The organism is Loigolactobacillus zhaoyuanensis (assembly GCF_003946385.1).
GTDB lineage: Bacteria > Bacillota > Bacilli > Lactobacillales > Lactobacillaceae > Loigolactobacillus > Loigolactobacillus zhaoyuanensis.
On the sequence record NZ_RHOE01000018.1, the window covers coordinates 1 to 14221 of the forward strand.

The following is a 14221-nucleotide window of genomic DNA, read 5'->3' on the forward strand; positions in this document are numbered from 1 at the left end:
CGCGCCGTAATTCGCGACTGATGGTGCTGGGACTGCGGCGGACGATCTCGGCAATCATACGGATAGATAAGCCTTGGTTATGCAAGACCTCGATTTGACCACGCTCATCAAATTGTAGTTGTCGATAATGGCTAGACATGGTACTCTGGTATTGGGTCATGAAGGCACCTACTCTCTTATTTTCTTGGCGATTATAAGAATAGGTCTTCATGGCCTTTTTGTCTATAGTTGGTCTAGTTCATTGGGTGTTGCACTTCAATTGTAAACTCGGCTTTTTTATTTTGGCGTATTAGCTATAGAAAAATTGATGAGCCTAAATGTAGTTGGTATTGACACCACGCTAGGCTTTCCTTTATAATGATGACTGTTATTGTCCCGATAGCTCAGCTGGATAGAGCAACGGTCTTCTAAACCGTAGGTCGTGGGTTCGAACCCCACTCGAGGCATCAAACTCAGGTCATTACCTTTACACGAGCGTGTAGGGATAATGATTTTTTTGTTACCGAGAAAAATAGTTTGCAACTTACTGCGATTATTGGTATGATATTAACGTTGTAATTGTGGCTGCCACAGATACAACCGCTCGAAACAAGTTTAAGTCGGGTAACCGCACTTGTTTTCGGCGAGTCTAAGACGAGGAGGTGCAGCATATGTACGCAATTATTAAAACTGGTGGTAAACAACTTAAGGTTGAAGCAGGTCAAAAGATCTGGATCGAAAAGTTGGATGCTCAAGAAGGCGACGAAGTTACTTTTGACGACGTTGTCTTAGTTGGCGGTGAAGGTGACACAAAGATCGGCACACCAACTGTAGCAGGTGCTACCGTTACTGGCACGGTTGAAAAACAAGGTAAGGAAAAGAAAGTTGTTACTTACAAGTATAAAGCCAAGAAACATAGCCATAACAAAGTAGGCCATCGCCAACCATACACACGTGTATTGATCAGCGCAGTTAACGCATAATGACAGAATAGGTGAGTTATATGATCCAAGCGCAATTTGAACGGGACCAGGCAGGTGTGATCCATTATTTTCGCCTAACTGGGCATGCGGATTCAGGTCCTTACGGTAGTGATATCGTATGTGCGGCTGTTTCGGCAGTTGCTATTGGTGCGGTTAACGGAATCGAGCAGATCGCGGCGGTCAAGCCAAAGGTCAAGGCTGATTCGGTTAACGGTGGTCACTTAGAATGTCGCTTACCCCAACAGATCAGCACTGAACAAGCTAAGACGGCGCAAGTTATTTTAGCGACTTTATTGCTGAGTTTGGAAAGTATTGCTGAAAATTATTCTGATTATGTCTCAATTAAAAAATAAAAAGTCAAAAGCATAAGGAGGTGCACGGATATGTTGAAAATGGATCTACAATTCTTCTCCCATCATAAGGGGGGCGGTTCAACTTCTAACGGTCGTGATTCCGCAGGTCGTCGTTTGGGTAGCAAACGTGCCGACGGTCAAACTGTTACAGGTGGCTCGATCCTCTATCGGCAACGTGGCACAAAGGTTCATCCCGGTGTCAATGTCGGTATCGGTGGCGACGATACGTTATATGCCTTAACTGATGGCGTTGTACGTTTCGAACGTTTAGGTAAAAAGAAAAAGCAAGTTTCTGTTTACCCTGCTGAAGCTGCAGCTAAATAAGTAATAAACTAAGTTCGGGACCCAGCAACGTTGAGTCCTGAACTTTTTTTGTGCCATTTTGTTTAATCGTTTTTTTTGCTATAATAGGAATTAAACTAGTTTGCGCCTAGAAGTTGAAGCAGCAAGAAAAGAGGCAAACGATGGCACAAAGATTAGCAGCTTTACGGGATAAACTGGCCACTATTCAGTTAGATGGCCTAATGATCACTGATCCAGCCAATTTACGTTACTTGACTGGCTTCACAGGAACAACCGGTGCCGGATTAATTACGCGCACAAGTGCGTTTTTCGTTACCGATTCACGTTACAGCCAGCAAGCCTACCAACAAGTAGCGCCACAAGGGTTTGCGATCGTGGAAAATAAAGGCACACTGTTTGCTGAAATTAGTCACTTATTAGAAGAGTTACAATTAACGACTTTAGGATTTGAAGCGGATCATGTTTCATTTAATACTTATGATGATCTAGCCGATATGTTTGATGTAGGGTTGGTACCCACTTCTGGGTTGATCGAACAACTCCGCGAAGTGAAGGACGCCGATGAGATCGGCTTGATCCGTGAGGCCGCAGCCATTGCCGATCAAGCTTATCAGCATATTTTAAATACGGTCCACCCAGGCATGACTGAGCGCCAAGTGGCCAATGAACTTGATTTTTATATGCGCAAATTAGGTGCTAGCGGGGTTTCTTTTGAAACGATCGTCGCCAGTGGCCCCCGTTCGGCAATGCCCCATGGAGTGGCGACGGATAAGGCGATCGCGCCGCACGAGATGGTGACTCTTGATTTCGGGTGTTACTATCAAGGCTACACGTCGGACGTGACGCGAACTTTCGCAGTTGGCGAGCCCGATACCGAATTGAAGCACATTTATCAGGTCGTTTTGGCGGCCCAAGAACAAGTGATCAAGAATGCACGTGCAGGGTTAACGGGGCATCAATATGACCACGTGGCCCGGCAAGTCATTACCGCTGCCGGTTATGGTGATTATTTTGGGCATGGCACTGGGCACGGCATTGGTTTAGAGATTCATGAAGGACCAATGGCAACACCGAATTCAAAAGACATGACCTTGGTCGATGGTAATATCATCACCGATGAACCAGGTATTTATTTGCTTGGTTTAGGCGGTGTGCGGATCGAAGACGATCTGTTGATCATGCCATTGGGTAATCAGGTCTTAAATACAGCGCCGAAAAAAGAATTGATTATTGTATAAAAGCTTGCCAACTAACGGTTGAACTTGCTATAGTTAGTTGACGCTTTTGCGCGTAGCCATGATAGCTTTGGCAATGCGCGCCGGATGATCTTTAGGATGCAATAATTGTAGTTTGTATGAGGAGGAACTGAACGAGTGATTTCTGTAAATGATTTTAAAACTGGTGTGACAATTGAAGTTGATGGTGAACTATGGCGGGTCGTTGAATTCCAACACGTTAAGCCCGGCAAAGGCAGTGCCTTTGTCCGTTCAAAATTAAAGAACTTACGCACCGGCGCGGTTCAAGAAAAAACCTTTGCGGCGGGTAAAAAAGTCGGTAAAGCACAAATTGATAATAAAAAAATGCAGTATTTGTATCAAGATGGCGACAACTACGTCTTTATGGATATGAATACTTATGAACAATTATCGCTAGCTGGCGACCAGATCAAGGATGAACTTAACTATTTGACCGAAAACATGATCGTTAGTGTGATCATGTATGGTGGCGAAACTTTAGGCGTCGAACTGCCGAACACCGTTGAGTTGGAAGTTGCGGATACTGAGCCGGGGATCCGTGGGGCAACGCAATCTAGCAGCCCTAAGCCCGCCACGATGCAAACTGGGCTCGTCGTTCAGGTACCATTTTTCATCAATAATGGTGCTAAATTAATTATTAATACGCAGGATGGTTCATACATTTCACGCGCTTAGTTATTATAAGGAGGTTACACAATGGCTGAAGATACGAACATCGTTTTAGATAGTCAAACCGAACCAACCCTTGGTCAGATCGAGATCGCCCCTGAAGTAATTGAAATTATTTTAGGGATCGCGGCTAGCCAAGTTGATGGTGTTTACAAAATGCGGGGCACTTTATCCTCAAGTATCAGTCAATTATTAGGTCGTGAGGACCGCGGTAAAGGCGTTAAGCTAACCGTCAGTGAAGGTCAGATTCAGGCGGACATCTACGCTTATTTGAATTATGGCGTTTCGGTGCCCCAAGTCGCCTTAAAAATGCAAGATACCATTAAGGAACAATTATTATTTATGACCGATCTAGACCTATCGGCGGTCAATATTCACGTGGTCGGTGTGATCCCAGAAAAGTTGGTCAATGCGGTTGACCCCAATAATTTATTTGCTGAAGATGGTGAAGACGAGTGATTAATCGATATGAGACCCGCGAGATCGCTTTTCAAACCTTATTTGCGATCAATGCTAATCCGGACGTAGATACACAGGCTTTAATGGAGTCGTTAGCGGCAACACCAGGTGAAGAGGTTGCGTTGCCAGAATATTTATTGAGCCTAGTTGCTGGTGTGCGTGAGCAGACGACCCAATTGGATGCAGCCATCAGCGAGCATTTAAGCGCTAATTGGTCATTAACGCGCCTGGCGAAAACTGACTTGATCATTTTACGGGTAGCCGTTTATGAAATGTTAGAAGTTCCTGAAGTGCCAGCTAAAGTTGCCGTCAACGAAGCACTAGAACTGGCTAAGAAATACAGTGATGAGCGGTCACGTAAATTCATTAATGGCGTTTTATCGGCAATTGTGCGTCAACACGAATTGGTTTAAGGTTGTCGACCAAAATAATTAAGGCTGGGCAACATGACTTAGGTTGTGGGTCCAGCTTTTTTAGAAAGCGAGCGATTTTGGGTGACCATATTAGATGGAAAAATTGCGTCACAAGCGCTAACACAGGAATTACAAGTACAAATTGCTGCGCTAAAGGCGGACGGTGTAACGCCAACTTTGGCGGCAGTATTAGTCGGTGAAGATCCAGCCAGCCTAGTTTATCTGCACAGCAAGCAAAAAAGGGCCGCTAAATTTGGCTTGCGTTTGCTGACGACTATTTTACCAGCGACGACCACCACGGAAGAATTGATCATCGTGGTGCAGCAGCTTAATCAAGATCCGCGCGTGCACGCGATCATGCTCGAAATGCCGCTACCAGCGCAAATCGACAGCTCGAAAGCGATTTTGGCGTTGGATCCAGCTAAGGACGTGGATGGCGTTCATCCGTTGAATTTAGGTTATTTATTTGGCGGGCAGCCACACGCAATTCCCAACACGCCGTACGGTATTTTGAAATTGTTAGATCATTATCAATTATCGGTCCAGCATAAAAACGTGGTGGTGGTTGGCCGTAGTGTGGTGGTTGGCCGGCCGTTAGCAGCGTTACTGTTGAATCGTGACGCCACGATCACCATTGCCCATAGCTATACAGAAAATTTAGCGGAGTTAACCAGTCAGGCCGATATTTTAGTGGTCGCCGTGGGCCACGCTAATTTTATTGACGCTAGTGCGGTCAAACCCGGCGCCGTGGTGATCGACGTCGGCATGAATCGCTTGGCAAACGGTCAATTAGTCGGTGATGTGGACTACGCTGCCGTTGCCGCTAAAGCTGGCGCGATCACGCCAGTTCCCGGTGGGGTTGGGCCAATGACGAGCTTGATGCTACTTTACCAAACGGTGCAATTTGCAAGGAGTCAGACAAAACATGGTTGAACAAACAGATTATTTATCGGTCACAACGCTGACTAAATATTTGCGCGCTAAGTTTGAACGCGATCCTTATTTGGAGCGGGTCTATTTAACGGGTGAAATTTCTAATTTCCGTTTGCGACCGCACGCGCATCAGTATTTCAGTTTGAAAGACGATCACGCTAAGATCAATGCGATCATGTTTCGTTCGGCGTTTGATAAAGTAAAATTCACGCCGGAAGAAGGCATGAAAGTCTTGATCGTCGGCCGGATCTCGCTGTATGAGCCGAGCGGCAGTTATCAAATCTACGTTGAGCGGATGGAGCCTGATGGTGTCGGTGCCTTCTACCAAGCCTATGAGCAATTAAAAAAGAAACTGGCGCAGGAAGGGTTGTTCAATGAGCCGAAGCAGCCGCTCGTTCGTTTTCCAAAACGAATTGCGGTGGTGACTAGTCCCAGCGGTGCAGTGATCCGTGATATCATCACCACGACCCGGCGCCGCTTCCCAATTGCGCAGCTGGTCTTGTTTCCCACAGTGGTCCAAGGCAATAATGCTGCCGCGGATATTGTCGCTAAAATCGAACAAGTCAACCAAATTGGTGATTTTGATACGTTGATCGTTGGTCGTGGTGGTGGCTCGATCGAGGATCTGTGGCCCTTTAACGAAGAGATCGTGGCGCGGGCGATCACGGCGAGCCAAGTACCGGTGATCTCATCAGTTGGTCACGAAACTGATACCACGATCGCTGATCTAGTGGCCGATGTTCGCGCCGCCACACCGACGGCCGCCGCAGAATTAGCGGTGCCGGTGTTAAGCGACGAGCTAGTCAAGTTACAGCAGCAACAAGTTCGCTTAGTTCAAGCGATGCAGAATCGAACTAATTTAGCGAAAAAACAAGTGGAACGCTTACGCCAATCTTATGTTTTCCGGCAACCACAACGCTTGTATGATGGCTATTTGCAAAACGTCGATCAATTGAATCGTCGTTTACAAACTAGCTTCAAACAAGTGATCCAGGTTAAGCGTCAGCAGGCGCTACTGGCGGAAAGTCATTTGCAGCAACATCAATTACAGCCACGCCTGCAGCAAGGCCAGCGCGACGTGACCCGGTTGCAGCAACAACTGACCACCGCGTTGCAGCGCTACTTTAAAGTTAAACGACAAACGGTGCAGCAGCAGATCCAGTCATTGGATTACCTGAGTCCGCTGAAGATCATGGGTCGTGGTTACAGCTACGTCACTGATGACGCCGGTAATGTACTTAAAACCGCAACCGACTTCCAGCCGCAAGCTGAAGTCGCCTTGCACGTCACCGATGCCGTGATCACCACTAAAGTGATCGCCGTGACGTCACAGCAGCAGAACAAATAAGAATGGAGGCCGTTTTAATGGCAGAACCAACCTTTGAGCAAAACCTTACGGCGTTAAATACGATCGTAACGAACCTTGAACAAGGCGATATTCCTTTGGAACAAGCGCTAACTGAATTTCAAAAAGGGGTCACGCTCAGCAAAACATTGCAGGACACGCTGACCAACGCAGAAAAAACGCTGACCAAAATGATGGCCGAAAATGGCACTGAAGTCCCATTTGAAGAAAAAGGAACTGACGCTGATGATTAAATTAGCAGCTTTCCGGACCGAATTAGTGCCGGCGCTGGATAACTTGTTGGCGCTGAAATTACAGCATGACGTCAAGCAACCAACTTTGCAAGCGGCAATGACCTATTCCGTAATGGCTGGCGGTAAACGGCTACGGCCAATGTTATTATTGGCCGTGCTGCAAACTTTTCAAGCTGACCTGATCCCCCAAAGTTTACCGGCTGCGGCAGCAATCGAGTTGATCCATACTTATTCGTTGATCCATGACGATCTACCGGCAATGGATAACGATGATCTACGCCGCGGTCAAGCGACTAGCCACAAAAAATTTGGCGAAGCAATGGCTATTTTAGCCGGGGATGGCTTGCAGCCGTTGGCGTTTCAATGGCTTAGCGATTGCCCACTGGCGGATCCACTTAAGGTTAAGTTAGTCCACTTACTGGCCGTCGGTGCTGGACCGCTAAATATGGTCGCTGGTCAAGCAGCCGATATCCAAGGGGAACAACAAACGCTGACCTTAGCTGAGCTTAAAGCATTGCATCAACGCAAAACTGGTGCTTTGATCCAAGCGTCCTTATTGATGGGCGCCACGATCTGCCAGCTGAACACGCAGCGAACAGCCGCGCTCAGCGATTACGCCACGCATTTAGGCCTAGCTTTCCAGATCAAAGACGACATTTTAGACGTTACCAGTACAGCCGCTGAATTAGGCAAGCCAGTTCATCAGGATCGATCTGCTAACAAAAATACTTATCCTGGCTTGTTAGGTTTAGCTGGCGCACAAGACGCCTTACAGACTGAACTAACGGCTGCGCGACAGGCATTGGATCCGTTAGTGGCTTCAACCGATATTAGTTTATTGGCGGAGTTCTTAACTGAGTTGGCCAATTAACGGAGGTTGAATGAATTAATGAAAAAAGAACGAATCGATGTTTTGCTGCAGCAACAAGGCTTTTTTGACTCGCGCGAACAAGCTAAACGGGCCGTTATGGCTGGCGAAGTTTACGATACCAACAATCAGCGCTATGACAAGCCCGGCAGCAAGATCCCCAACGACACCATTTTACATTTAAAAGGTAAACACATGCCGTACGTCAGCCGCGGTGGCTTGAAACTAGCCAAAGCGCTGACTGCTTTTAAACTGGATGTCACCGATAAAACAGTGTTAGATATTGGCTCATCAACGGGTGGCTTCACCGATGTTATGCTGCAAAATGGTGCTGCCCGCAGTTACGCGTTGGATGTGGGCACCAATCAATTGGTCTGGAAATTACGCGAAGATCCGCGAGTGACCGTGATGGAGCAAACTAATTTTCGCTACAGTAAATTAGCCGACTTTACTGAGGGTCAGCCTAGTTTTGCGTCAATTGATGTGTCCTTTATTTCGTTGCGGCTAATTTTGCCTAATTTGGCGACGATTTTACAGCCAGGTGGCGATGTGGTCGCTTTGATCAAGCCACAATTTGAAGCCGGCCCAGAAAACGTCGGTAAAGGCGGGATCGTCCGCGACGCTAAAGTCCATCAAGCAGTGCTAGAAACGATTTTAGACTTTGCGGTGGCCCATCACTACGACGTGCTTAACCTTGATTTTTCGCCGATCAAAGGTGGCGAGGGCAACATCGAATTTATCACTCATTTACGGTTGAATTTAGACGCTGAAGGCCAAATGGCACCTAACGTTTCGATCGCCGCCACTTTAAAGGCGGCCTACCAATCGTTGAACGGCGCTAAAGACTAAGTTACACCGTATAACTGTATATAATTATGCATAAACTTACAGATAACGCTTTAATTTTGGTAGCGAATACGCTATTATGAAGTTAGAATGTGGAAAGTAAGGTGACGGTATGCGAAAATCTGAGCGTCAACGCATGATCAAACAATTGATGAATGAACACGATATTCAGAAACAAGAGGATTTTGTGGCGTTACTCGAGGCGGCCGACGTGAACGTGACTCAGGCAACGATCTCCCGTGATATCAAGGACATGCAGTTAATTAAGGTGCCGTCACCGAGTGGCGGCTATCGCTATAGCTTGCCCGCCCAACAAACGGTCGATACTGAAAAAAAATTAAAGCGTGTGTTGTACGATGCCTACGTTTCAATGGCTGTCCAAGACTATTTTATCGTCTTAAAGGCACTGCCAGGCAATGGGACGGCGATCGCGACCTTGATCGATCAAATGGAATTTGCGGATACTTTTGGTACGATCGGCGGCGATGATACCGTCTTGATCATTGCCAAAACACCAGCCGCCGCACAAGATCTATATCAAACATTGACGAACTTGCTTGAGCGTTAAGCAGGTTCTTTGTTTTTAGCAATCGAATTCTAGTTGCTGTTTGTGGAGTAGAGACAAGGAGGATGTTTGTGCTACAAGAATTGGATATTCGCGATTTTGCGATCATCGAAAAGTTGAATATTGCCTTTCAATCAGGCATGACGGTTTTGACTGGTGAAACCGGGGCCGGCAAGTCGATCATTATCGATGCGGTCGGCATCTTGGCCGGCGGACGTGGTTCCCAAGAATTCATCCGCAAAGGCGCCAGTAAAATGCGCTTACAGGGTTTATTTAGGTTACCGGAAAATTCAGCCACTTTTGCCGCGTTGGACCATTACGGCATTGAACACGCCGACGCCGATATTTTATTGCAACGCGATCTATATCGGACTGGGCGCAACGTTTGCCGGATCAATGGCCAGCTGGTCAACACGACTACATTAAAGGAAATTGGCGAAACGATCGTTGATATCCATGGCCAAAATGAGCATCAAGAGTTGATGCACCCAGAAAAACATTTGGCACTTTTAGACGAATTTTACAAAGAAAAAGTTGGCCCGCAACGACAGGCGTATTCAGTGGCGTACACCGAATATACGCGCCTCAATAAAACTTATCAGGAACGGATGGCGCACGCTAAAGAGTGGGCGCAACGTCTAGATATGTTGCGCTTTCAAGTTGATGAAATTGATGCTGCGCAGCTAAAACCAGATGAGGAAAGTCAGTTAGAAAGTGAACGCGCGCGCTTAGGTAATTTTCAGCGGATCACAGCCGCTTTAAAAAATAGTTACGCCGCGATCGCCGGTGACGAAGCGGGAACGATGGATAATTTAGGTGCGGCAATGAATGAGTTGCAGCAGATCACCACGTTGGATACGGCGTATCAGGAATTGGCCGACAGCGTGCAGACCGCTTATTATACCTTGCAGGACGCCGCTTCTGACCTATTGCGCCAGGCTGATTTGATGGAGTGGGACGAAGGGCGGCTCGATGAGATCGAAAAGCGCTTGGAAGTGATCCAACAGCTAAAACGCAAATATGGTGATAGTACGGCACAAATTCTTAACTATTACGCTAAGATCAAGGCCGAGTTGGAGCAAATGGAAGCGACTGAGGATAACGAGGATCAGTTGGCCGAACAAGTAACGGTTGCCAAAAAACAGTTATTAGCGTTAGGCCAGCAACTATCCAAAACCCGCCATCAAGGAGCTAAAAAGTTAAGTCAGGCGATCCATCAACAATTAGCAGCGTTATATATGGAAAAAACCGTTTTCTCAGTCGATTTTAAAACCGCGCCGGCAACGCATTTTTATTCAACTGGATTGGATGATATCGAGTTTTATATTCAAACTAATCCTGGTGAAGCAGCTGGACCATTAGCAAAAATCGCCTCGGGTGGTGAGCTTTCGCGGATGATGCTGGCGTTAAAAACAATTTTTACCCGCAGCCAAGGCATCACCAGCATTATTTTTGATGAAGTGGATACCGGCGTTAGCGGCCGCGTGGCGCAAGCAATCGCCGATAAAATTTCAGCGATCGCCCGGTTTTCACAAGTTTTATGTATCACCCATTTGCCTCAAGTTGCGGCAATGAGTGATCAGCACTTCTTTATTCGTAAGCAGATCAGCGGCCAACGGACTAAAACCACGTTGACGCGCTTAGAACCGGCGCAGCGCATTGATGAATTGGCGCGGATGTTATCGGGGACAGCGATCACTAAATTGACCCGCGAGCACGCCAAAGAATTATTGGATCTGGCAGTCGTTGAAAAACAACGTTTACGGCAAACGAAAATTTCGAAGTAAACAAAAAAGGCTTGAAAGTTTAACTTTTAAGCCTTTTTAAGCGACTGCGGACAGCGCAATATAGCGGATCGCATTTGTTGTAACTAGGTGAACTAGTTTATGATCGTCGGCGGTAAAGATAATTGTTTTAGACTGACGACGTTGGAAGTGACCACGGATCTGGGTTTGACCACCGTGATCGAAGTCGTTAAATTGGACGGTGACGTCAAGTTGTTTGTTGAGGGCTTGGGCGATAAATTGTTCGATTTGAAATTGCGGCATTTGTGGCAAGGCAACAGATGACTGTGATGGCGTCGCTGGAGCTTCGAAATCAACGATCTTTTGATAAGATGTTTGTAACTGTGTGCCAAGTTGTTTTAAATTAGTTTGGTTAAATTCCATGTTTTTTGCCTCCGAACATTTGTTTGTATTTTTATTATACGAACAACCGTTCTAAATTGCAATGCTTTTTTCTAAATAATTTGCTAACTTAGTGGTGCTGTAGATATGCTAGAATAGAAAGATAACACTAAACGGTATAGGAGGCAAATCTAAATGGCAGCACCATTGCAATTTACAATTGAAGAAACGGTTGGTGTCCTGAGTACCAGCAAAAGCGGCTGGACCCGCGAATTAAATTTAGTCAGCTGGAATGATCGTCCAGCAAAATTTGATCTACGTGATTGGTCGCCGGACCACAGTAAAATGGGCAAAGGCATCACCTTGACCAATGAAGAAATCGATCAGTTACGGCAATTGTTGACGGGGATGGTCAGCGATTAAAAGCGCGGTAAAGCGGTTGGGACAGCAGGGCTAATAACTGATCTACATGATAAATCAGCTGATAAGCGTGTTGATTCAGCGGCTAGACTTGAAAAATGACTGAAAAAAGTGCACAATAGAAATTAAAATTTATTCAGAGCAGAAGGAGAATTAACCGATGGCAACACGCGGGATGTTAATCGTTTTATCTGGCCCTTCAGGTGTCGGCAAAGGAACTGTACGTAAGGCAATGTTTCATAATCAGCAGCGCGATTTTGTTTATTCGATCTCAATGACCACGCGCCAACCACGTCCAGGTGAAGTTAATGGCGTTGATTATTATTTCAGTAGTAAGGCTGATTTCCAGCAAGAAATTGCTAATGATGGTATGTTAGAGTATGCACAGTACGTTGATAATTACTATGGCACACCGCTGAAGTACGTTAACCAAACACTGGATGCAGGTAAGGACGTTTTCTTGGAGATCGAAGTCAACGGCGCCATGCAAGTCCGGAAAAAGTGTCCCGATGGGGTTTTCATTTTCCTGACGCCACCTGATCTGTCATCGCTAAAACAGCGGATCACCGGTCGTGGTTCTGAAGATCAACAAACCATCGATAAACGAATGCGTAAAGCAGTTGACGAAATCAAAATGATGCGGCAATATGATTATGCAGTGGTCAACGATACTGTCGCTAACGCCGTCAAACGAATCGAGAACATTATTGAAAGTGAACACCTGCGCGTACCGCGAGTAATTTCCCAGTATGAAAAAATGATAGGAGTTGTCGAAAAATGATTTTATACCCATCGATCGATAAATTATTGGACAAAGTAGATTCACGCTATTCATTAGCAGTTCTGTCAGCTAAGCGGGCGCACGAAATTGAAGCAGGTGGCATTAAGTTGTTACCTGATGGCGATTACCGTTCACCACAAACCGTTGGTCAGGCGCTAGAAGAAATTGCGGATGGCGAAGTGATCGTTGATCCAACTTCCTTGATGACTGAACGTGAAGCAGAAGAAATGGACCAAGAAGATAAACACGAAAATTAAGTGGCTAGGCCATTAAAGCAAAGATCGTTGGTGAAGAGTTCAGGTGAATTTGTGCCCATGAGCTCTTTTTCTATACCCCGGATAAATAGTTGCGCGGCTTGTTGGCTTGGGCGCTGTTTTACCGCGGCTTTTCTGCTACAATAACTATATTAAGATTATTGCGGCAATGGGGAGGAAATTAATTTGTTAACCGGGAAACATGTGGCTCTGTACGTGAGTGGCGGGATCGCAGCCTATAAGGCAGCTTATTTAGTTCGTGAGTTGATCCGCCAAGGCGCAACAGTGCGGGTGGTGGAAACCGAAGGCGCGCAAGCTTTTGTCACGCCACTGACTTTTCAAACCTTGAGCAAGCACGCTGTCTATACGGATCGTTTCGCCCAGCTAGCGCCTGATCAGGTGGCCCATGTTGAACTAGCCGATTGGACGGAGATCGCCTTGGTTGCTCCCGCCACGGCGGATCTGATCGCTAAAATAGCTAACGGGATAGCCGATGATTTTGCCAGTACGGCTTTGTTAGCCACGACTGCACCTAAATTTGTGGCCCCAGCGATGAATGTGCATATGTGGCAAAATCCGGCGACCCAGCGCAATATAGCGACTTTGCACGCCGATGGGATCCAAGTGATCGAACCTGTTACCGGCTTTTTGGCGGAAGGTTACAGTGGTAAAGGGCGCTTCCCGGAGCCTGAGCAGATCGTCGCGGCAGTGACGGCCAATTTGGCGGCAACTGACACTAGTTTACCGCTACATGGCCAATCAGTTTTGGTCACTGCTGGCGGCACGCGCGAACGGTTGGACCCCGTCCGTTATTTAACCAACGATTCATCAGGTAAAATGGGGTACGCAATAGCAACGGCCGCACGTGATCTAGGTGCCCAAGTGACCTTGATCAGTGCGCCGACTGCGCTAAGTGTACCGGCAGGCGTGACCTATGTTGGCGTTGATTCTGCTGCCGCCATGCGCGCAGCCTTATTGCAGCGCTACGCAACGGCCAAAATTGTGGTAATGGCGGCAGCGGTGGCGGATTTTCGTCCAGCAGCAGTGGCCGAAAATAAAATCAAAAAAACCGCGACTGATTACACGTTGACTTTAACTAAAAACGCGGATATTTTAGCTGAATTAGGGCAGTTAAAACAGCAGCAATTTTTGATCGGCTTTGCCGCAGAAACACAGAATCTACTGACGTATGCACAGAAGAAATTAGCGGCTAAGCAGGCAGATATGATCGTGGCCAATGACGTTTCCCAAGCGCAGGCTGGGTTCAATCACGACACCAACGAAGTCACGATTTTGCAACCTGATCAAGCGCCACAGCAACTGGCGTTAGCTAGCAAAGCAGTGATCGCGCAGCAGATCTTACAGATCGCGCTGAAACAGCTTTAGTGAAAATGGGTTTGTCAAAGCCTAGTTT

Annotated in this window: 20 protein-coding genes and 1 other annotated feature; of the genes, 18 read left to right on the forward strand and 2 right to left on the reverse strand. The window is 46.7% G+C overall.

Annotation, left to right across the window (positions count from 1 at the left end; all coding sequences use genetic code 11):
* On the reverse strand, window positions 1-160 hold a 160-nt coding region (locus tag EKM76_RS05415), incomplete at its 3' end, for a helix-turn-helix domain-containing protein (RefSeq protein ID WP_164507603.1).
* A 407-nt stretch (window positions 161-567) separates the two neighbouring features.
* Window positions 568-640, forward strand: a sequence feature (ribosomal protein L21 leader region).
* Window positions 641-650: 10 nt separating this feature from the next.
* Here EKM76_RS05415 and rplU point away from each other — a divergent pair.
* The 14 genes from rplU (at window position 651) to recN (ending at window position 11013) form a co-directional block, all read left to right on the forward strand.
* Window positions 651-962 carry a 50S ribosomal protein L21 gene (rplU, locus tag EKM76_RS05425; RefSeq protein WP_125549684.1) on the forward strand — a complete coding sequence of 104 codons (312 nt, stop codon included), beginning with the start codon at window positions 651-653 and terminating at the stop codon, window positions 960-962.
* A gap of 20 nt (window positions 963-982) precedes the next feature.
* On the forward strand, window positions 983-1315 hold the full coding sequence (locus EKM76_RS05430) for a ribosomal-processing cysteine protease Prp (protein ID WP_125549728.1): 333 nt from the start codon (window positions 983-985) through the stop codon (window positions 1313-1315).
* A 30-nt stretch (window positions 1316-1345) separates the two neighbouring features.
* Window positions 1346-1639 (forward strand): 50S ribosomal protein L27, encoded by a 294-nt coding sequence (gene rpmA / locus EKM76_RS05435; RefSeq protein ID WP_125549685.1) that lies wholly within the window; start codon window positions 1346-1348, stop codon window positions 1637-1639.
* A gap of 140 nt (window positions 1640-1779) precedes the next feature.
* A complete protein-coding gene (locus EKM76_RS05440) occupies window positions 1780-2856 on the forward strand; it encodes an aminopeptidase P family protein (protein WP_125549686.1) in 1077 nt (358 codons plus the stop codon).
* 135 nt (window positions 2857-2991) lie between these two features.
* Window positions 2992-3549 carry an elongation factor P gene (gene efp, locus EKM76_RS05445; RefSeq protein ID WP_125549687.1) on the forward strand — a complete coding sequence of 186 codons (558 nt, stop codon included), beginning with the start codon at window positions 2992-2994 and terminating at the stop codon, window positions 3547-3549.
* A gap of 21 nt (window positions 3550-3570) precedes the next feature.
* Complete coding sequence (locus EKM76_RS05450) at window positions 3571-4002, forward strand: Asp23/Gls24 family envelope stress response protein (protein ID WP_125549688.1); 432 nt, start codon at window positions 3571-3573, stop codon at window positions 4000-4002.
* Window positions 3999-4415, forward strand: a complete 417-nt coding sequence (nusB, locus tag EKM76_RS05455; RefSeq protein ID WP_125549689.1) for a transcription antitermination factor NusB — start codon at window positions 3999-4001, stop codon at window positions 4413-4415. Before EKM76_RS05450 ends, nusB begins: the two co-directional genes overlap by 4 nt.
* 81 nt (window positions 4416-4496) lie before the next feature.
* Window positions 4497-5348, forward strand: a complete 852-nt coding sequence (locus EKM76_RS05460) for a bifunctional 5,10-methylenetetrahydrofolate dehydrogenase/5,10-methenyltetrahydrofolate cyclohydrolase (RefSeq protein ID WP_125549690.1) — start codon at window positions 4497-4499, stop codon at window positions 5346-5348.
* Complete coding sequence (gene xseA, locus EKM76_RS05465; RefSeq protein ID WP_125549691.1) at window positions 5341-6696, forward strand: exodeoxyribonuclease VII large subunit; 1356 nt, start codon at window positions 5341-5343, stop codon at window positions 6694-6696. Before EKM76_RS05460 ends, xseA begins: the two co-directional genes overlap by 8 nt.
* Before the next feature lie 17 nt (window positions 6697-6713).
* Window positions 6714-6947 carry an exodeoxyribonuclease VII small subunit gene (locus EKM76_RS05470; RefSeq protein WP_125549692.1) on the forward strand — a complete coding sequence of 78 codons (234 nt, stop codon included), beginning with the start codon at window positions 6714-6716 and terminating at the stop codon, window positions 6945-6947.
* Window positions 6940-7818: a polyprenyl synthetase family protein gene (locus EKM76_RS05475; protein WP_125549693.1), complete on the forward strand. Its 879-nt coding sequence runs from the start codon at window positions 6940-6942 to the stop codon at window positions 7816-7818. The genes EKM76_RS05470 and EKM76_RS05475 overlap by 8 nt, the downstream gene beginning before the upstream one ends.
* 18 nt (window positions 7819-7836) lie before the next feature.
* Window positions 7837-8664, forward strand: a complete 828-nt coding sequence (locus EKM76_RS05480) for a TlyA family RNA methyltransferase (RefSeq protein ID WP_125549694.1) — start codon at window positions 7837-7839, stop codon at window positions 8662-8664.
* A 109-nt stretch (window positions 8665-8773) separates the two neighbouring features.
* Window positions 8774-9229, forward strand: a complete 456-nt coding sequence (gene argR / locus EKM76_RS05485; protein WP_125549695.1) for an arginine repressor — start codon at window positions 8774-8776, stop codon at window positions 9227-9229.
* Window positions 9230-9297: 68 nt separating this feature from the next.
* The gene (gene recN, locus EKM76_RS05490) at window positions 9298-11013 is read left to right on the forward strand and encodes a DNA repair protein RecN (protein WP_125549696.1); all 1716 of its coding nucleotides are present in this window, start codon (window positions 9298-9300) and stop codon (window positions 11011-11013) included.
* Window positions 11014-11049: 36 nt separating this feature from the next.
* Here the strand turns inward: recN and EKM76_RS05495 are convergent, their stop codons facing one another.
* On the reverse strand, window positions 11050-11394 hold the full coding sequence (locus EKM76_RS05495) for a hypothetical protein (protein ID WP_125549697.1): 345 nt from the start codon (window positions 11392-11394) through the stop codon (window positions 11050-11052).
* A 153-nt stretch (window positions 11395-11547) separates the two neighbouring features.
* Between EKM76_RS05495 and EKM76_RS05500 the strand changes: the two genes are divergently transcribed.
* From EKM76_RS05500 to coaBC, 4 genes are all read left to right on the forward strand, one after another.
* Window positions 11548-11775, forward strand: a complete 228-nt coding sequence (locus EKM76_RS05500; protein ID WP_125549698.1) for a YdbC family protein — start codon at window positions 11548-11550, stop codon at window positions 11773-11775.
* Window positions 11776-11932: 157 nt separating this feature from the next.
* A complete protein-coding gene (gmk, locus tag EKM76_RS05505; protein WP_125549699.1) occupies window positions 11933-12553 on the forward strand; it encodes a guanylate kinase in 621 nt (206 codons plus the stop codon).
* Entirely contained in the window at window positions 12550-12810 is a 261-nt protein-coding gene (rpoZ, locus tag EKM76_RS05510; RefSeq protein ID WP_125549700.1) for a DNA-directed RNA polymerase subunit omega, read from the forward strand. The genes gmk and rpoZ overlap by 4 nt, the downstream gene beginning before the upstream one ends.
* Before the next feature lie 183 nt (window positions 12811-12993).
* A complete protein-coding gene (gene coaBC / locus EKM76_RS05515) occupies window positions 12994-14193 on the forward strand; it encodes a bifunctional phosphopantothenoylcysteine decarboxylase/phosphopantothenate--cysteine ligase CoaBC (protein ID WP_125549701.1) in 1200 nt (399 codons plus the stop codon).
* The last annotated feature ends 28 nt before the right edge of the window (window positions 14194-14221 follow it).